The organism is Ensifer aridi, assembly GCF_002078505.1.
Classification (GTDB): Bacteria; Pseudomonadota; Alphaproteobacteria; order Rhizobiales; family Rhizobiaceae; genus Sinorhizobium; species Sinorhizobium aridi.
In genome coordinates this window covers 553,914-571,136 of sequence record NZ_LUAV01000002.1, presented here as the reverse complement: position 1 = coordinate 571,136, position 17,223 = coordinate 553,914, and the positions used below count along the sequence as shown (strand labels likewise).

The following is a 17,223-nucleotide window of genomic DNA, read 5'->3' as shown; positions in this document are numbered from 1 at the left end:
CGCGCGGCGCTGTAGGAATGGACGAATGCAACAGGCCTGGCCGGCGCGAGAGCCCGGCCGCCTCATCGATGTCAAGAATTTTGTAACAGCTTGGTTAACAAATCGTCACGGGCTGCACCCGACACCGGCGCCCCACTCTCGTGACGGGCTTCGTCCCCTGTGCGCGTGAGTGCCGAGGAGCACATAGCTTCAACAAAGGGACTCGAATGAATGGATGTACCCTGCCGGCCGGCCGCGTGGCGAGGCTAGGAATAGCGCCCGATGCCCGGCTGCGGCACTCGACGATTGCCGCCTACCTGATGATGTTACCTGACTTGGAGCCGCCCTGCGACTGCCCCGCTCCCGGACCGCCCTGCGCCACGCCGCCGCCATGATAGCTACCGGGATTTGTTCCGGTCGCTCCGTTGCCGTAACCGTTATTGCCCTTTGGGCGACCGCCACCGCCGCCCGACTTGGCAATTGCGTTGGAGGTAAGGCTGGTGGAAAGCAGCATGGTGACAGCCGGCGGCGTCACCACCGCAAATCGCCCACAACTCTTCAGGAATTCGCGCCGGTCTTCCTCGCCGGCCGACAACGACTCGTCCTGCATTTCGGAACTCATATGTGTCTCCCCTTTGCGTTGGCTGATTTGTCGTAAAATACCGCAAGAGCTAATATATTAATAGTGTGATTATTTGGCCATCTCGCACTGTTCTGGAAATTTGTACTTATTTCTGCTTAATTCACAATAATAGCAAACAGGAACAATTTCATAGTGCTTTCAGCAAGTTACCTGCAAAACGGAAAACGTCACAACGTCACCCCATTTTCATTTCGCCTTATAGCTTTCCCAGCGGTTTTGAGCGGAAAATACGTCTCATTTCGCGAATTTTGCGCGCTGTTTCCTGCCGGAGCGAGGGATAAGGCTCGCCGCCGAAGCGATCCCAATACCGATAGTAGAAGACCTCCGTTAGAAGCGTCAGAAACGTGAAGGGGGTGGCGAGATAGTTCCTTTCAATCTGGAGCTGCCGCCGCACCAGTTGAATTCGCGCCAGTGTCGCGAACGACAATTTGGATGCGCCATCGATTCCGAACAATGCAAGCGCCGTCAGGATCTGGGCGTCGACTGCGTTTCGTTCGTAACCGGCAGCAAAGAGCGACCGCAATTCCTCCCACTCGATATCAGCGAACCGAGCGAGCTTCACGATGTCGAGCAGATGGCGCAGGTCGATCAAGCCTCGCCAATAGTCGCCGTCCTGGAACTGATCATGCAGGATTAGAAAGACGATCTGGGCGAAGGCTGACGGGAGATAGGCGTGTTTTCCGGCAACGGGGATCCGCCGACTGCGGCTGTACAGCCACTCGACATCGCCAAAGGAGGCCGGACCTCTCGGCCGGCAATGAAGATCGATGCTGCCGGCGTCGGTGGGCCGCTCCAATACGGCCGGCAGATGGAATTTGGGATTGCCCGGCCAGGAACCGCTACCCAGCCGGATTTGGTAACCGATGCTTTGAAGTGCTGTTATCGAGGCGCTCATGTCGGCAGGACGGACAAACATGTCGAGATCGGTCAGCATCCGTCCGCCGATCTCGTCCGACTCCTGCGCAAGCAGAATGGCTGCACCCTTCATGATGACGGGCTCGACACCGATGCGGTTGAGACAGTCCACCGCCTCCGTCAGTTGCGCGAGCAGCCGGCGATTACGCTCGGCGTTCCTTTCGTAGATCAAAGACAGGTACTCGCGAACGTCCTGTGGCACTTTCTGCGTGTTTCTTGTCGCCACGGCGAGTGAAGAAACGGTCAGGCTTTCATTGGCCAAAGCTATGATGTCGTCCCAGTCGACGCCGCTCGGCGGATTGCCATTGAGGCAGGACGCAAGTGCAAGCAGGTTTCGGTAGCTATGCCGCTTCATGATGCCGACTCAACGCTTCCACGGCTTCGTCGAGCCGCGAATAGGAAAGTTCGATCGCGCGAGCGCTGCGAAGAACGCCGAGCAGGGTTTCGAACTGCGAGAGTTCGAGGCGCCCCGTCGGCGTGAAGGCGCCGGAAAAGAGCTCGGACAGGACCCGCGCCGGCTCCACGGCGGAAATCGCAACCGGACCCTTCCTGCGACGGCGAAGAAGCACGATGCTGCCAAGCGGTACCGCTTCGCGCGGTGCGTAGGGGATCGATGCGAGATAGCGAACGCTCTTCTTGTCGAGACGGCGGTGGATCGGAGCTGCGGCGATTGCGTCGCGCACGCCGTCGATCAGGCCCCATGAGCCACGCTTGAGTGCCGGTGCAAAAGGCACGCCGCATACGAGACCATCCGCACCCAAAAGCGCGATATCATCCCCACCACAGGTAAAACCGGCGTTGAGAAGCGCAAGCGCAAGCGTCGTCTTGCCGGCCCCCGGCGCGCCGCAAATAAGCAGGCCCTTTCGGTTCCTTACAAGCAGCGCGGCATGGAGCGCGACATTCCTCCCGAGGCTTGCGAGCACGTCGTCCGTCAGCATGGCCTTCAGCGCCGGCGCCGCCTCATCGGCCGCAACAATCACTCCGCGGGAGCGATTGCGGCTGATGCAGGCTCGGTTGCCGAAGGCTGCTACCTCGTAGACGATCGAAGACTTTCGCTCCGGCGCGCCCTGATGCTCGAAAACGGGCAGCACGAGGTCGGCGAGCGACCTATCGTAAAAGGCTATCGAGACAGTGGTTCCCGCAAGATCAAGCGCTTGGCTACGCAGTGGCGGCCCCTCCTCCTCGTCAAGGAGGATGTCGAGCAGGCCCCGACGGGAGCAATGAGCAAGGTATTTCCGCACGGAGGCGCGTGCCGTCGCACGGCTGGCGCCACGTGCCACGAGGTCCGACTCCAATTGGCGCAGCGATGCCGGCTCGGCGAGTGCGCATGTAAAATAGGCCGTGAGGTCATCGACCTCAAAAATCTGCTGCGACGATTCGACGAAAATCGTCTTGCGTTGCCCCAGCAGAAAAAAACGCGCCCCCTCGGAGATGCGGAACTTCATTCCAATCCCCCACACCCCCGCCGTCGCCGAAGGACGACCCCGCAAAGGCCTTAAGCATACTTGCCTATTTGTGATCGAAAATCCGGATTCCCGCCAGCCCCCGACTGCCTTGAATGCAGAATCAAACACGTAAGGCAAAGTGTCGATTGCGGAGGAGTGATCAACTTTTGGTGCACGAAGGCGGCCACCGAGGATCAGATGCCATTGGACATTCTTGCCTTTCAGCGACTTTCACGCAGAAAACGGGCCCGCGTCTAACGCACGGGCCCAGTCTGCAAATCCGCCTGAAAAACATCGGTTATTGTAGCTTATGAATAGGAAGCATAGGACTGTCGGCCACTCCGATCCACGGACTTAAGTCCCATGCGATCGGGGTAAAGGTCCTGGGACCGTTACATGGGGATTCTCGTGATACATACTGCTACGGACGCTTCGCGGGGAGCCTCGTCAGCCGCTGAGGCGTCGGAGGTCCCAGAGATAACCGCGATGTCTGAAATCGCTCTGGGACCTTCTGTGATCGCCCGCAGGGCTCCTAATTCGCGCCACGGAAGAGCGCGGGATGCGAGCATGCCGGCAAGCAGCTAATCACGGGGGTGTGCAAGTGAGTTAGCTGTAAAGAGCTATGTCTCGTTTTTTTAGCAATTGCTGTAATATAGGCGGCGGCCAAACCCGGAGGACGTACATATGGAGAAGGCTCAAAGGGAACATTCTCCCGCCGAGGAAGATAGACGCGAGTTCCTGAAAGCTTGCGGCCGATTCGCGGCCGTCACACCACCTGCAGTGACGATGCTGCTGTCCACGAGCCTCACATCGAGCGCAATCGCGAGCTCCGGTAGTGGCGGCGGTAAGGGCAAGGGTGGTGGAAAGGGCAAGGGCGGAAAGGGCAACAAGGGCAAAGGGAATTCCAAGCCCTAAAGATCGGCGGTGGGACCCGGGCTTTGAATGCCCCAGAGCCGTCGCTCCGGGACCTGCTAATTGCGTTGCAGATGCTCCATAACATTCGCGATCCGCCCCCTGGCGCGCATCGCCTCGAACGCCTTCTGCCGTGGTCACCGCCTTCCTCATGATGTAGGTGACCTCGTGTCCCGGTGGCAACAAGGTTGCGTCCCGGCCGTCGTTTAGCTCGACAACCAGCATATGTCGAACGGATGCTTGCAGCTCACGTCAGGTGAAGCAGAACCGCAAGTCAGTCACCCTGTTAGGACGAAAACATGCAGCAATTCAAAGCGCTGCAGAGTGCTGTGAGTTTTGTGGACGTTTTGCGCCAAAATACCGGGAAAATCAGCGCCTGATTTAGTGATGGTGCCCGGAGGCGGATTCGAACCACCGACACGCGGATTTTCAATCCGCTGCTCTACCAACTGAGCTATCCGGGCATCCCGCCTCAACGGCGACGGTTTTTCTAAGGAAACCGGTGGGGCACTGTCGTTCGCCCCGGAAGCGAGCGGGGTTATAGCATCTTGTTCGGCCGTGTCCAGCACCAAATGACTCTTTTTCGAAGAATTTGCCGGCTGGTGGAAGAACCGCGAAAAGCAAAAGGATTCAGGGAGATCGCACGCGCGGTCGCGCTCATCTCGGATCAGAAGCGAGGCCGACCGGCTGCGACCGGTAGGGTCGCCCCTCACCCCAGCCGTCGCCGCGGAGGGACGGAACAGAAAGGGCGCCGCGTACGGGAGCAGGAGGCAAGCAGGCCGGATGCGGGGTCCTTACCGGTCGTCGCCGTCGTCGGCTTTCGATTCGTCGTCGGCAACCGGAATCGCATAGGAGCCCGAAAGCCAGCGGTTGAGGTCGATATTGCGGCAGCGTTCGGAGCAGAAGGGATAGTGCTCGCGGACGGAGGGGCGGCCGCATTCGGGACAGGGCCGCGTCGGGCGGAGGGGTTCGACGTTCGAACCGCTTTTCTTGCTCTTGCCGCTCACTTGCCTTCAGCCTTCCAGCCAGCGGTTATGCACGGCATAGCCTTCGCCGACGAGGAGATTGACGGTTTCATAGAGCGGTAAGCCTACCACATTGGTGTAGGAGCCGACGAGCTTGACGACGAAACTTCCTGCAATGCCCTGGATGGCATAGCCGCCGGCCTTGCCGCGCCATTGGCCGGAAGCGAGATAGCTTTCGATGTCGAGGCCGGAAAGGCGTTTGAAGCGCACCTTGGTGTCGATCACCTTCTGGCGGAGCGTCCGGTCGGGGGTGACGAGACAGATGCCGGTGTAGACGCGATGGCTGCGGCCGGAGAGAAGATGCAAGGCGCTCGATGCTTCGCCGACCATTTCCGGCTTCGGCAGAATGCGCCGGCCGACGCAAACGACGGTATCCGCTGCCAGGATGTAGCTGCCTTCCCAGGCCGGATCACCGTTGATCGCCGCGAGCGCTGCCTTCGCCTTCTCGGCAGACAGCCTCCGCGCAAGCGAGCGCGGATGTTCCGAACGCTTCGGCGTTTCGTCGAGGTCCATCGGCAGCAGCCGCGCGGGCTCGATGCCGGCTTGAGCCAGCAGCTCGACACGACGCGGCGATCCGGACGCCAGTATCAGTTTTTGGGTCACTGCCATCGAAACGGGCCGTCAATCCCCGGAGGGTTCACTAAAGTGCCGGGAATCACTTGAAGCGGTAGGTGATGCGGCCCTTCGTCAGGTCGTAGGGAGTCATTTCGACGAGCACCTTGTCGCCCGCGAGAACGCGAATGCGGTTCTTGCGCATGCGGCCCGCCGTGTGGGCGATGATCTCATGGTCGTTCTCGAGCTTCACGCGGAAGGTCGCGTTGGGAAGCAATTCGGTGACCACGCCCGGAAATTCTAGGACTTCTTCTTTCGCCATGCAGGATTGTTCTTTCTTGTGTTCATTCGCGGATGCGTCACGCGTCCTCAAAAATTTGCCGGAAACTACACAATCGCCGCAGCTTTGTGAACCGCTTTGATTCCGCTTTTTCCGTAATTCACTCGGGCGGCGATTGCCCGCGCAAGCGCACGATCGCGCCCGGCCCGCGGTCAGGCGCCTTTGCGGCGCTCCTCGGCGACAAGCCGGCTTGCGATCAAGGCTGCCAGGTGGTCGCGCACCGCCCGGTAGGCAGCGACAATCTGCTCTCTGGTTCCGGTCGCAACCGTCGGGTCGGGTGTCGGCCAATATACCACGTCGACGGCCATCGACCGGGTCAATTCGAGCGCCACGTGATGCGCCTCCGGCGCCAGCGTGACGATGATATCGAAGTAATCGTCTTCAAGTTCGTCGAGCGTGCGCGGCTGATGGCGACCGAGCGTGAGCCCGATCTCCTCGAGAACGACGTCGACGAACGGATCGCGCTCGCCGTGCCGCACCCCCGCGGAGGCCACATAGGTTCCTTTCGGTAAGGCCGCACGGGCGAGCGCCTCGGCCATGGGCGAGCGGATCGCATTCATGCCGCACATGAAGAGAACCGAGCGGGGCATCTTCTGCAGTGGTGCGGCGATCCCGGTCATCTCCGCCTCCGTCAGCCCCGCCAGTAGAGTACGCAAACGAGCGTGAACAGCCGGCGCGCCGTATCGAAGTCCAGCCTGATCTTGCCGGACAGACGGTCCATCAGCGTCTGCGAACCCTCGTTGTGGATACCGCGGCGCCCCATGTCGATCGCCTCGATCTGGCTCGGCGTCGCGGTGCGGATCGCTGCGTAATAGCTTTCGCAAATCATGAAATAGTCCTTCACGATCCGGCGAAAGGGCGTCAGCGACAGTATGTGGGTGGCAACCTCCGTGCCGCCATCCGTCGAAATCGCAAAAACGAGTTTCGCGTCCACCAGCGACAGTTTGAGGCGGTAGGGCCCACCGGGATGACCGACCGGTTCGAACAGGTTCTCTTCCAAAAGGTCGAAGATCGCAACCGCGCGCTCGTGCTCCACATCCGGCGTCGAGCGGCCGATCGTCTCGTCCAGCACGACATCGCAGAGCCGCAGGTGGCGATCGGCCTTCATCCCTCTCCCCCGAGATTGAGGCGGATGGCGACAGAACGGGCATGCGCCTCGAGCCCTTCCGATTTGGCGAGAGCGATCGCGGCGGGACCGAGCATGCGCAATTGGTCCGGGCCGAGCCTCAGGATCGAGGTTCGCTTCATGTAGTCAAGCACGCCGAGACCGGAGGAGAAGCGGGCCGAGCGCGCCGTCGGAAGCACGTGGTTGGAGCCGCCGACATAATCGCCGATGACCTCAGGCGTGTGACGGCCGATGAAGATCGCACCGGCATTGCGGATCTTCGGGACCATGGCATCCGGGTCGGCCATCGTCAGCTCGAGATGCTCCGGCGCGATGCGGTTGGCAAGCGGCACGGCTTGGTCGAGATTCGGGACCAGGATGACGGCACCGAAATCGCGCCAGCTCGCGGTTGCCGTCTCGGCGCGCGGCAGTGTCTTCAACTGGCGGTCGACGGCCTTTTCGACCGCGTCGCCGAAGGCAGCGTCATCAGTGATCAGGATCGCCTGCGCGCCGGCGTCGTGCTCGGCCTGCGCCAGGAGATCGGCAGCGATCCAGTCCGGGTCGTTGTCGCCGTCGGCGATCACCAACACCTCCGAGGGGCCGGCGATCATGTCTATGCCGACCGTGCCGAAGACCTGCCGCTTGGCGGCCGCGACATAGGCGTTTCCGGGCCCGACAATCTTCGCCACAGGGGCGATCGTCTCGGTTCCATAGGCAAGAGCCGCGACGGCCTGAGCGCCACCGATGCGGTAGATTTCCTCCACGCCGGCAAGCCGCGCCGCCGCAAGCACGGCCGGATTGATCGCGCCGCCGCTTGCGGGCACCACCATGACGATGCGCGGCACACCGGCGACCTTGGCCGGAAGCGCGTTCATCAGCACCGAGCTCGGGTAGCTCGCCGTGCCCCCCGGTACGTAGAGGCCAACCGCGTCAATCGCCGTCCAGCGGGAGCCGAGGCCGACACCCATCGTGTCTTCGTAGAGATCGTCCTTCGGCAATTGCCGACCATGATGCGCCTCGATACGGGTCGCGGCAACCTTGAGTGCGCCGAGGACTTCCGGCGCGACCGCGTCGATCGCCTGATCGATTTCCGCAGCGGTCACCGCCATGCCCGCGACATTGAAATCGATCCCGTCGAAACGCGCGGAATAGTCGGCGAGCGCCGCATCGCCGCGTGCGCGGACGTCGTCGATGATGGCGCGCACCACGGCGTTGACGTCTTCGGAAACTTCCCGTTTGGTGGTCAGGAATGCGGCGAACTCACGTTCGAAGCTCGTGTCGAGATAGTTCAGCCTGATTGCCAATGCGTTGATCCTTTTGGTGCGGGCTTTGCGGGGGCGTTTACTCGCCTTCGGGATGGCGCGGCTTGAATGCGGTTTCCCATGCACCACCCGTATCGGCAAGCTGCGCCTCGATACACTCGACATCGAGGGCGATGGAGGCGTCGCCGGCAAGCACGAGCTCGATCGTTCCCTCCGGCCCCTCGCCCCTGACCGAAAAACGCAGCGCCAGGAGATCGAGCACCGCTTCCATGTCGGTGCGATCGAAGCCCAGCGAACGCACCGCTGTGACGCACTTGAACAGGAGCACGGCGCGGCGTCGCTCGAAGCTGCGGCGCCTGCGGTCTGCCTTTTCCCAGACGAAACGGTTGATCACCAGGGAAAACTGATGGCGGCGGGCATCATAGGAAATGCTGGCCACCTTGAAGACTGCGTCCTGCACATGGGCGGAGACGACACCAAGGTCTTCCTCGTCGAGTGCCAGCAGTTTCAAAGCGTCCATGCGATCCATCCCGTCTGTTTTCATGCCCCGCATTTAAGCAGGTGATCGCAAAGGACATAGGACGTCGCGCCTGAAACCGCAACGGTTTCAAGCGCGGGAGCCTGGCGATCAGTCGCTGACGCGCTCCACATGGGCGCCGCAGCGCGTGAGCTTCTCTTCCAGGCGCTCGAAGCCGCGATCGAGATGGTAAACGCGCGAGACCATGGTCTCGCCCTCGGCCGCAAGCCCGGCGATGACGAGCGAGACCGAGGCGCGCAGGTCGGTCGCCATGACCGGTGCGCCCTTCAGCCGTGACACGCCCTCGACCTTCGCGGTCTGGCCGGAGAGCGAGATCTTGGCGCCGAGACGCGCGAGTTCCTGCACATGCATGAAGCGGTTTTCGAAGATCGTCTCGGTGATGTGGGACACGCCGCTCGACTTCGTCATCAGTCCCATGAACTGCGCTTGCAGGTCGGTCGGGAAGCCGGGGAAAGGATCGGTGACGATGTCGACCGGCTTAATGCCGGCGCCGTTGCGCACGATGCGGATGCCGCTGTTCGTCTCGCTGATTTCCGCGCCTGTGCGGCGGATCGCCTCGAGCGCCGTCTCGAGGAGGCTCGCGTCCGTGTCCTCCAGGATGACGTCGCCGCCTGTCATTGCGACCGCCATGGCGTAGGTGCCGGTCTCGATTCGGTCGGGCAGCACGCGGTGACGCGCACCCGAGAGGGAGGGCACGCCCTCGACGGTGATCGTGCTCGTGCCCTGGCCCGTGATCTTCGCTCCCATGGCGTTCAGGCACTTGGCGAGGTCGACGACCTCGGGCTCGCGTGCGGCGTTGCCGAGCACGGTCGTGCCGTTGGCAAGGGTCGCCGCCATCATCAAGACGTGCGTCGCGCCGACGGAAACCTTCGGGAACACATAGCGCCCGCCGGCGAGGCCGCCTGCCGGCGCGGTCGCGTTGACGTAGCCGCCGTCGATCTCGATATTGGCGCCGAGTGCCGTTAGCCCGTCTATGAAGAGGTCGACCGGCCTCGTGCCGATCGCGCAGCCGCCCGGCAGCGAGACGCGCGCCTTGCCTTCGCGGGCAAGCAGCGGCCCGATGACCCAGAAGCTCGCGCGCATCTTCGAGACGAGCTCGTAAGGCGCGGTGGTCGAGACGATGTTGCGGCTCGTGAAATGGATCGTGCGGGCATAGCTCTCGCCCTGGCGCTCGCGCCTGCCATTGACGGAAATGTCGGCACCATGATTGCCGAGGATGCGGATCAGTTGCTCGACATCGGCGAGATGCGGCACGTTTTCGAGCGTCAGCGTATCATCGGTCAGAAGCGACGCGATCATCAGCGGCAAGGCGGCATTCTTTGCGCCCGAAATGGGGATGACCCCGTGGAGTTCATTTCCGCCTACAATCCTGATGCGATCCATGAGACCTCTCGCACGGGCCGCCGCCCGCCTTTCTGAAAAAATCCGGTGTTGCCAAGATCCGGGTGTTGCTGGAGGGCGTCTCTTTAGTGGAGAAGCCGTGAAATTAGAAGTGCCTTGAAATGCGAGTATTAGGAACGGCCAGAAACCGGAAGGCGTTGCGTCATCCGTCCCCCGCCGCCGCCTTACAGCGTGCGCGTCCAAGAGACGCAAAGCCTGCTGCGGCATTGAGTCGATACACGGCTACCCAACGCGATTTCCGATTGGGCAGCCATGGATCGGGGTCGGACCTAATCTTCCGATTCGCACGATTTTGCGGCAGGCAATCCGGATGTCTCGTCAGCAGCGCCTGCGCGGCGGGCGCGCATTTGCTGCTTGCGGCGCTGGAGATTGTCGCGCAGGTTCTTCGCCAGGCGCTCACGTCTCGCCTCGGCCTCGCTGAGGTGTTCCTCCCCCTTTGCCGGGCCCGGCGCATGCTTCTTATGGTCGTCGCTCTGCATGCGTTACCCATTAGCGCAAAAGCAGAGTTTTCGGAAGCAGTCAGACGTTTTGCGCCGTGGCGGAACGAGGAAAAATGCGAAGCGATTTGCGCGTGCGTTCAGCGCTAACGCCTTGGAATCGCGTCCCTTTCTCCCTAGGAGGCGGTGCTGCTGAAGACCGTTGCCACGTGGCGCGGTCAAAAACTTCGAAATGCGGCTTGCGCTCTCCCTCAAGCTATGGCAATAGGCGCCTCGCCTGATGCGGCTTGTCCCAAAGAGCCGCCGGATGCTGCTATAGCTCAGGGGTAGAGCACTCCCTTGGTAAGGGAGAGGCCGAGAGTTCAAATCTCTCTAGCAGCACCAGTTTTTCGGCTAAAACAAGAGTGCCATCAGCACCCTGCGACTGCTTCCCAGAACAAAAATACACAGTAGCGCATCTGTCTGAATAGGCCTGTGGCACAGAGATGATACGGCCCGCTCGCACGGTGTTCTGGTCGTCGCCTTGGTGTTTGATTGAAAGTTCAAACGACGCTGCAGCGGCGGGAGGTGACCGAGTCGGGTTTACCCGGTTTCTGTTGCCTGGTAACTCGTTTGGGCGATGTCCCTAATCCTTGACTACAACCTGCGCTGTGAGACCCTTCGAGCTGGACGGTTGTAGCGCGTGGGGTGAGCACGACAGGGATCGTGAAAACCTCGGCAATCTAGGTCAGGACCTAGCTCGTCGAATGTCGTCGGGCGTGCGCCCGGAATGTGCAGCTCGACAAGATTGTCTGAGCCCTCACAGGAGATCGTTAAATCCAAACAGTCATCCTGCGCTTTGTCTTCACGGGCCGAGGCGGTGAACCAGGCAAGGAAGACGACGAGGTCCGCCACGTTCTTTCGGGTTACCGGGCGGCCAATTGGAATGGCGTCGAGCGAGGTCCTGACTTACGGCGGTGGTGCAGGCGCTCGAGGGGGCAGGTCATGAGGCTGTTTCGGGGTGGTGCGTCGTTGATCGTGCTTGTCTTCGCGACTGTGCAGTCTGCACAAGCGCTCGACACGTTTCCAGGCGCTTCGGGCGCCGGCAGGGGTACAAGCGGAGGGCGCGGTGGCGCCGTCTTCATTGTTACGAATACGGCCGACACCGGCACGGGCAGCCTCCGGGCCTGCATGGAGGCGTCTGGAGCTCGCACTTGCGTATTCAGGACAAGCGGAACGATCCAGCTTGCGACCCCGATCGTTGTGAGTAGTGGCGACTTGACGGTGGCGGGGCAGACAAGCCCGGGCGGCATCCAGATCCGCCTGAGGCCCGGTATTGCCGCTACGGCCGCCAAGACGCCCATTCGCATCGTGTCCAGCAACGTGTTTCTGAGGCACCTGCGCGTGCGTCCGGGCAACGAGGCTGCATGGGATAGCACGCGAGGCAGTCGGAGCGGCATCGGCATTGAGAAAGCAGACACGGTCGATCCGCAGAACATCTATCTCGACCACATGTCGGTCGGATACGGTTCGGACCAAACGATGTACTCGTTTCAGAGCGGTAGGAACATCACGATCGCATACAGCCTGTTCGCCTACCCGCTTTCACCCGCAAATCACGATTACGGCCCCCTCATCTGCTCAGATCAGCACCAGGGAGATTGCGGCAAGACCACTCTCTGGCGCAACATCATCAGCTCGCATCGGTGGCGCAATCCAGCTTTGAAATCGGTGGGATGCGGTGCTCAGAACGAACGCGTGCATGACGTCATCAACACGCTGATCTCGAACCCGGGTCAGTTTGGCATCATGGTCGTCGACGATCATCCTGATGCGAACAACGTCGGCACCTGTGCAAATGTCGCGGCCAACATCATGGAGCGCGGGCCGAGATCGACGGGCCCGATCGCCCTCATCAACCAAAGCGACGACACCGCAGCCGCGAACAAGTGGTATGCGCCAGTTGGGACGGGTGGCGGCAACGACAACGTACTCTTGGGCTCGCCGGCCATCCCCCAGTGCAGACTCACGCAGATAAGCCCGGTGGCCCCGTGCACCGAGACAGGCGTGGCTGCTCCTATCGGAGCGCTGAGTGCCCCGATCCTCAGCACGGCGACGCTCAAGAGTCACCTGATGCAACAAGTTGGGGCCTTCCCGCGCGACAGCCTTGACGCGAGATGGATGGGTTTTGTCAACAACGTGTCGACGGCCCCTGCCACCAATCCGGTTTATACGACATCCGCCTCCTTCCCCATGATCACCGGCGGTTCACCGCCGACCGATAACGATAACGACGGCATGCCGAACAGCTTCGAGCAGGCAAACGGTCTCAGCACGACCAATGCAGCCGATCGGAACAACATCGTCCCATCGGGTACGTATGCTGGCTATACATGGCTTGAGCGGTATCTCGACGAACGCCATCATACGATTACGCCGCCGTGACATCTACGTCGGCAGCCGCCACCGCTTGTCCAGGATCACGCAGCGCGCGGGGTCGCTTCGTGCCCGGAACCGCTGTCCTCCTGTGGTTGGGGCATTGCAGTAAAGCAGTGCGACCAGAACGCTTGCCGCGGCTCTACTCCGTTGAGGATTGATCAGGCCGACCCACCCGCGATCAAAACATCCTTAACCATATCCGACGTTACTCGGGGAACAGCCTGATCGACGCCACAGGATTAACTCCATTTCACGCTCTTTCAGCCGCGGGCCGGCAAAAATTAAGCGTTGTGGAGAAGATGGGCATGATCAAATCGGGTCTTGGCGTCAGCGTCGCGGTTCTCGTCCTCTCGATCGCGGTGAGCGGCATCCTTCATGTCGCGCTGTCCCAATATCGGCCGGAAGCGAACGCCGCCGTCTCCGGCGAGATCACCTCGTCGATACCGCGATGACGCGCGCCGCATACACAGGCGCTCTTCGCGATTGCTGCGTCAGGTGGCGGATCATCAAAAAAGCTGAAGGCTGCGGCGCTCGAAAGCCTCGACCGCCCGGTTCACGCTCCTTCGCGTTCACCGGAAGCGGACGCCTTTCGACCGTTGAAGCTTAATACATGCGGCCGCGCGGCTCATCAGAAGGCTTGCGGCGCGGGTCCGGCCGGAAATCTCCAAGCTGAGCCAGAAGCTCATCGCAGGAGCACCTCTTCCTGCCCATCAGGTCGAGGATGCGCTTGGCTGCCCTGTTGGCCTCCGCACCATCCTTCCCGACATTGTGCAGAGCGCACCAGATATCGAGCGCTCCACGCATCACATCGACGTCATCCGGCGAATAGGCTTGACGCACGAACCCCTCCCAAGGTGTACCTCAATGGGGTCATCATGGGGTATTCCGGGCGAAATTCAAGAAAATAGTGAGGTACCCCAATAAGTCATATGATTGGCGTCTCGATGGTTGTCGTCGGCCCGTCCGGACAACGCCGGACGCGCTCAGAGTGATGCAGGATTGGGTCCGGGAATAGGGCCGAGGCATGAGTTCACCTGATGGCGGTTAATAACCGCCATAGTTCCGCCGTGAAGTACCTTCGACTTCGCCGGAGCGAAGCGGCGATCACACCCGGACGGTCTGCTCCACAAAATCCTCGGAGCCGAAGAATTTCAGGTAGCGCTGCACCTCGGCCGGATCGCCGGTTGCCTTGCGCGGATTGTCGGAAAGCTTGACCGCCGGGTGGCCGTTGGCTTCGCTGACCTTGCAGACGATCGAGATCGGATCGAGACCGCTGATCTCCGTCGGCGCGCAGCCGGCGAAATCATTGGTGAGGTTCGTGCCCCAGCCGAAGCTCATGCGCACGCGCCCTTCGAAATGGCGATAGGTCTTGATGATCGTATCGACATCCAGCCCGTCGGAGAAGATCAGGAGCTTCTCGCGCGGGTCACGGCCCATCTTCTTCCACCAGGCGATGATCTTCTCGCCGCCCTCGATCGGCGGCGCGCTGTCGGGCCGGAAGCCGGTCCAGTCCGCCACCCAGGCGGGAGCATTGCGCAAAAATGCGGCGGTGCCGAACGAATCCGGCAGTACGATCAGCAGATTGCCGCCATAGAGCTGGTTCCAGTCCTGCAGAACCTTGTAGGGAGCCGCGGCGAGCTCCCGATCATTGCGCGCCAGTGCGGCTGCCACCATCGGCAGCTCGTGGGCATTGGTGCCGAGCGCCTCCAGATCGTTGTCCATGGCGAGAAGCACGTTGCTGGAGCCAGAAAAAGATGTGCCGATGCCTTCCTTCAGCGCCTCGACGCACCAGCGCTGCCACAGGAAGCTATGCCGGCGGCGGGTGCCGAAGTCGGAGATGCGCAGGTTGGGATACTGCCGCAACTGCTCGACCTTCGACCACATCTTGGCCTTGGCGCGGGCATAGAGCACGTCGAGGGTGAACGGCCCGAGCCCCTTCATCGCCGCCCGCGAGCGCAGCTCGTTGATGATGGCGAGCGCCGGGATTTCCCACATCGTCGTTTCGACCCAGCGGCCGCGGAAGGAGAGCTCGAACTGACCGTCGCGGCGCGACAACTCGTATTCCGGCAAGCGGAATTTCCCGAGCCAGGCCAGGAATTCCGGCGAGAATATCTGTTTACGGCCGTAAAAGGTGTTACCCGCGAGCCAGATCATTTCCTTCTTGGTGAAGCGCAGACTGCGCGCGTGGTCGAGCTGGTCACGCAGCTCCTGTTCATCGATCTCCTCGGCGAGGCGCACGGTTTTCGTGCGGTTGATCAGCGAGAAGGTCGCGTCGACATCCGGGTAGAGCTGCCAGATCATCTGAAGCATCAGAAGCTTATAGAAGTCCGTATCCAACAGGCTGCGGATGATCGGATCGAGCTTCCAGGTATGGTTGTAGACCCGCCGCGCGATATCGGTCTTTGGCATCTGCGACAACGCTCCTTCTCGATGACCACGATCCTGCGTTCGAAGAAAAGCGCCGTGATCGATTTCAGAAATTCGAAGTGGGACACAGAAGAGTGGGTGGCGCCCCGCTCCGGCGCGGTTAAATCAGCTGAACGCCGGCATCGTGCATGCGCCGGGTCATTGCGGCAAGCGATCCGTTCAGATCGATGCCGCGGCATGCGGCGAGCACAACGGATGTCGAAAAGCCCTGTGCCACCGCATCGAGCGCCGAGAAGGCAACGCAGAAATCGGTCGCCAGGCCGCAGAGCGACACCTTGGAGATTCCACGCTCGCGCAGATAGCCGGCAAGGCCGGTCGAGGTCCGGTGATCGTTCTCGAAAAAGGCGGAATAGCTGTCGATCTCGCGGCGGAACCCCTTGCGCAGGACCAGCTCTGCAGTCGTCCAGCGCAAGTCTGGATGAAAGTCCGCCCCTCGGCTTCCCTGCACGCAATGGTCGGGCCAGAGCGTCTGCTCCCCATAGGACATAGTCACTATCTGGAAAGCCGCCTTCCCGGGATGGCTGGAGGCGAAGCTCGAATGTCCGGCCGAGTGCCAATCCTGCGTCAGGATGACATGGCGTGAGTCTTCGATAAGCCGGTTGACGATCGGCACGATCTCATCCCCACCTTCAACCGCGAGCGCACCGCCCGGGCAGAAATCGTTCTGCAGGTCGACGACGATCAGAGCATCTTCAGCCATGAGCCACTCCTCGCGATGCGGCCGATCGGCATTGGCGATCGACAAATCGATTTAAGCGCAAGATCAATCACAGAACGCGCGAGGCGGCAAGCATGTTCACCGGCCGCGTACCAATGCGGCGCCGCATTGTCGGCGGCACCGCAAAGGTGATCGATTCCAAACCGTTAGAGCAGGGCTCGGCCGGCAAGTGCAGGCGGCCGAGATCAGGCCGAAGCGCATTCGTGAAGAACGTCTGCCACGCCGCCGTCAGTTGCGGAGATCGTCGAGATTGTCGGCGATAGCGACGCCGGAATTTGCGATGCCGATCGGCCGCGCGACGAAATCAAGGAACTTCGTGATATCGACCGAAGGATGGCGGGAGGCGTAGATCACGTCGCGGTTCTTGATCGGGAAGGTCTGGCCGACGATCAGGCTGTCCGGATTGGTCATGTTAAAGCGGTAGACGATCGGATAGCGGCCGACGCTGTCGGCCTTCATGCCCTTGCTCAGCATTTGGTGGAAGCGCTCCTGGCCGAGCAGGCTCATGACGATATCCGGCTCCTCGTAGCGGAAGACGAAGTAGCCCTTCGCATCGACCGTCCGGTCCGAACCGCCGCCGGCAAGCGCCACCGCTTCGAGCAGGTTCAGGTCGTTGGCGCCGAATTCGACGCGCTGATTTGCCCGGACCTGGCCGAGGATCGTGAACGTGCGTGGGTCGCGCGTCACGAAGATCTGGTCACCCGGCTTGACGTGGATGTTTTCCGACGGGTTGGCGATGATCGATTTCAAGAGGACCGTACCGGTCTTCTTGCCGCGCACGAGCGTGACATAGGTCTCGTAAGGCTGCGCCGCCGGGCCGCCGGCCTTGGCGATCACCTCGTTGATCGTTTCGCTGACGAGATTGAGCGGCACCACCGAGGGACGACCGACGGCGCCGGAAACGGTGACGATGCGCGAGGCCGTCGACGTCGACGTCACGATCACGTCCGGCTCCACCGCCTTCTGCTTTAGCGCCTCGAGGATCGCCTGACGCGCCTGTTCTAGCGTCAGGCCGGCAAATCGCACCGAGCCAACATAGGGGATCGCCGCCTTGCCGTCGGGCTGGACGACCAGGTCGATGCTCGTCTGCTTCGATTCCGTTGTGG

At 61.4% G+C, this 17,223-nt stretch carries 19 protein-coding genes and 2 tRNA genes; 4 read left to right on the top strand and 17 right to left on the bottom strand.

The genetic code is table 11. The features are described 5' to 3' along the window. Positions 1-292: 292 nt before the first annotated feature. The 3 genes from AYK65_RS03005 to AYK65_RS02995 form a co-directional block, all read right to left on the bottom strand. Entirely contained in the window at positions 293-601 is a 309-nt protein-coding gene (locus tag AYK65_RS03005) for a hypothetical protein (protein ID WP_046119884.1), read from the bottom strand. Between the two features lie 217 nt (positions 602-818). Then, the gene (locus AYK65_RS03000; RefSeq protein ID WP_046119885.1) at positions 819-1,892 is read right to left on the bottom strand and encodes a nucleotidyltransferase family protein; all 1,074 of its coding nucleotides are present in this window, start codon (positions 1,890-1,892) and stop codon (positions 819-821) included. Beyond that, positions 1,879-2,982: a serine kinase gene (locus AYK65_RS02995; protein WP_081157891.1), complete on the bottom strand. Its 1,104-nt coding sequence runs from the start codon at positions 2,980-2,982 to the stop codon at positions 1,879-1,881. The genes AYK65_RS03000 and AYK65_RS02995 overlap by 14 nt, the downstream gene beginning before the upstream one ends. Before the next feature lie 684 nt (positions 2,983-3,666). On the opposite strand from AYK65_RS02995, the gene AYK65_RS02990 reads away from it, so the two are divergent. Beyond that, a complete protein-coding gene (locus AYK65_RS02990; RefSeq protein WP_026613264.1) occupies positions 3,667-3,897 on the top strand; it encodes a hypothetical protein in 231 nt (76 codons plus the stop codon). Positions 3,898-4,282: 385 nt separating this feature from the next. Here AYK65_RS02990 and AYK65_RS02985 read toward each other — a convergent pair. From AYK65_RS02985 to AYK65_RS02940, 10 genes are all read right to left on the bottom strand, one after another. Continuing rightward, positions 4,283-4,358 (bottom strand) — tRNA-Phe (locus AYK65_RS02985). 330 nt (positions 4,359-4,688) lie between these two features. Beyond that, a complete protein-coding gene (gene yacG / locus AYK65_RS02980) occupies positions 4,689-4,901 on the bottom strand; it encodes a DNA gyrase inhibitor YacG (protein ID WP_046119887.1) in 213 nt (70 codons plus the stop codon). Between the two features lie 6 nt (positions 4,902-4,907). Further along, the gene (locus tag AYK65_RS02975; protein ID WP_046119888.1) at positions 4,908-5,528 is read right to left on the bottom strand and encodes a Maf-like protein; all 621 of its coding nucleotides are present in this window, start codon (positions 5,526-5,528) and stop codon (positions 4,908-4,910) included. 46 nt (positions 5,529-5,574) lie between these two features. Next, entirely contained in the window at positions 5,575-5,793 is a 219-nt protein-coding gene (gene infA, locus AYK65_RS02970) for a translation initiation factor IF-1 (protein ID WP_014327290.1), read from the bottom strand. Between the two features lie 170 nt (positions 5,794-5,963). Further along, positions 5,964-6,431 carry an arsenate-mycothiol transferase ArsC gene (locus AYK65_RS02965; protein ID WP_026613267.1) on the bottom strand — a complete coding sequence of 156 codons (468 nt, stop codon included), beginning with the start codon at positions 6,429-6,431 and terminating at the stop codon, positions 5,964-5,966. Positions 6,432-6,442: 11 nt separating this feature from the next. Beyond that, positions 6,443-6,919 (bottom strand): UPF0262 family protein, encoded by a 477-nt coding sequence (locus AYK65_RS02960; RefSeq protein WP_026613268.1) that lies wholly within the window; start codon positions 6,917-6,919, stop codon positions 6,443-6,445. Continuing rightward, entirely contained in the window at positions 6,916-8,220 is a 1,305-nt protein-coding gene (hisD, locus tag AYK65_RS02955; protein ID WP_046119889.1) for a histidinol dehydrogenase, read from the bottom strand. The genes AYK65_RS02960 and hisD overlap by 4 nt, the downstream gene beginning before the upstream one ends. A 37-nt stretch (positions 8,221-8,257) precedes the next feature. Then, complete coding sequence (locus AYK65_RS02950; protein WP_046120088.1) at positions 8,258-8,698, bottom strand: DUF2948 family protein; 441 nt, start codon at positions 8,696-8,698, stop codon at positions 8,258-8,260. 108 nt (positions 8,699-8,806) lie between these two features. Next, positions 8,807-10,099 carry a UDP-N-acetylglucosamine 1-carboxyvinyltransferase gene (gene murA / locus AYK65_RS02945; protein ID WP_046119890.1) on the bottom strand — a complete coding sequence of 431 codons (1,293 nt, stop codon included), beginning with the start codon at positions 10,097-10,099 and terminating at the stop codon, positions 8,807-8,809. A gap of 287 nt (positions 10,100-10,386) precedes the next feature. Continuing rightward, complete coding sequence (locus AYK65_RS02940) at positions 10,387-10,596, bottom strand: hypothetical protein (protein ID WP_026613272.1); 210 nt, start codon at positions 10,594-10,596, stop codon at positions 10,387-10,389. Between the two features lie 267 nt (positions 10,597-10,863). Between AYK65_RS02940 and AYK65_RS02935 the strand changes: the two genes are divergently transcribed. The 3 genes from AYK65_RS02935 to AYK65_RS31435 all read left to right on the top strand — a co-directional run bounded on the left by AYK65_RS02935 (position 10,864) and on the right by AYK65_RS31435 (position 13,424). Continuing rightward, positions 10,864-10,938 (top strand) — tRNA-Thr (locus AYK65_RS02935). Between the two features lie 879 nt (positions 10,939-11,817). Further along, on the top strand, positions 11,818-12,978 hold the full coding sequence (locus AYK65_RS02930) for a hypothetical protein (protein ID WP_172401974.1): 1,161 nt from the start codon (positions 11,818-11,820) through the stop codon (positions 12,976-12,978). Positions 12,979-13,277: 299 nt separating this feature from the next. Further along, entirely contained in the window at positions 13,278-13,424 is a 147-nt protein-coding gene (locus AYK65_RS31435) for a hypothetical protein (protein WP_167549653.1), read from the top strand. Between the two features lie 151 nt (positions 13,425-13,575). Here AYK65_RS31435 and AYK65_RS02925 read toward each other — a convergent pair whose 3' ends face one another. The 4 genes from AYK65_RS02925 to AYK65_RS02910 form a co-directional block, all read right to left on the bottom strand. Next, positions 13,576-13,812: a hypothetical protein gene (locus AYK65_RS02925; protein ID WP_046119892.1), complete on the bottom strand. Its 237-nt coding sequence runs from the start codon at positions 13,810-13,812 to the stop codon at positions 13,576-13,578. Between the two features lie 264 nt (positions 13,813-14,076). Continuing rightward, positions 14,077-15,381: a nicotinate phosphoribosyltransferase gene (gene pncB / locus AYK65_RS02920; protein WP_026613275.1), complete on the bottom strand. Its 1,305-nt coding sequence runs from the start codon at positions 15,379-15,381 to the stop codon at positions 14,077-14,079. Positions 15,382-15,499: 118 nt separating this feature from the next. Continuing rightward, complete coding sequence (pncA, locus tag AYK65_RS02915; protein WP_081157938.1) at positions 15,500-16,099, bottom strand: bifunctional nicotinamidase/pyrazinamidase; 600 nt, start codon at positions 16,097-16,099, stop codon at positions 15,500-15,502. Positions 16,100-16,345: 246 nt separating this feature from the next. Beyond that, a partial coding sequence (locus AYK65_RS02910; protein WP_244559946.1) for a polysaccharide biosynthesis/export family protein occupies positions 16,346-17,223 on the bottom strand: 878 nt, incomplete at its 5' end.

What these genes read in the sequence shown, in the direction of transcription:
- AYK65_RS02975 (WP_046119888.1), bottom strand. Translation starts at nt 5,528, where the DNA reads ATGGCAGTGACCCAAAAACTGATACTGGCGTCCGGATCGCCGCGTCGT.
- AYK65_RS02940 (WP_026613272.1), bottom strand. Translation starts at nt 10,596, where the DNA reads ATGCAGAGCGACGACCATAAGAAGCATGCGCCGGGCCCGGCAAAGGGG.
- infA (WP_014327290.1), bottom strand. Translation starts at nt 5,793, where the DNA reads ATGGCGAAAGAAGAAGTCCTAGAATTTCCGGGCGTGGTCACCGAATTG.
- pncA (WP_081157938.1), bottom strand. Translation starts at nt 16,099, where the DNA reads ATGGCTGAAGATGCTCTGATCGTCGTCGACCTGCAGAACGATTTCTGC.
- murA (WP_046119890.1), bottom strand. Translation starts at nt 10,099, where the DNA reads ATGGATCGCATCAGGATTGTAGGCGGAAATGAACTCCACGGGGTCATC.
- AYK65_RS02960 (WP_026613268.1), bottom strand. Translation starts at nt 6,919, where the DNA reads ATGAAGGCCGATCGCCACCTGCGGCTCTGCGATGTCGTGCTGGACGAG.
- AYK65_RS02950 (WP_046120088.1), bottom strand. Translation starts at nt 8,698, where the DNA reads ATGGACGCTTTGAAACTGCTGGCACTCGACGAGGAAGACCTTGGTGTC.
- AYK65_RS03005 (WP_046119884.1), bottom strand. Translation starts at nt 601, where the DNA reads ATGAGTTCCGAAATGCAGGACGAGTCGTTGTCGGCCGGCGAGGAAGAC.
- AYK65_RS02995 (WP_081157891.1), bottom strand. Translation starts at nt 2,982, where the DNA reads ATGAAGTTCCGCATCTCCGAGGGGGCGCGTTTTTTTCTGCTGGGGCAA.
- pncB (WP_026613275.1), bottom strand. Translation starts at nt 15,381, where the DNA reads ATGCCAAAGACCGATATCGCGCGGCGGGTCTACAACCATACCTGGAAG.
- AYK65_RS02965 (WP_026613267.1), bottom strand. Translation starts at nt 6,431, where the DNA reads ATGACCGGGATCGCCGCACCACTGCAGAAGATGCCCCGCTCGGTTCTC.
- AYK65_RS31435 (WP_167549653.1), top strand. Translation starts at nt 13,278, where the DNA reads ATGATCAAATCGGGTCTTGGCGTCAGCGTCGCGGTTCTCGTCCTCTCG.
- AYK65_RS02990 (WP_026613264.1), top strand. Translation starts at nt 3,667, where the DNA reads ATGGAGAAGGCTCAAAGGGAACATTCTCCCGCCGAGGAAGATAGACGC.
- AYK65_RS03000 (WP_046119885.1), bottom strand. Translation starts at nt 1,892, where the DNA reads ATGAAGCGGCATAGCTACCGAAACCTGCTTGCACTTGCGTCCTGCCTC.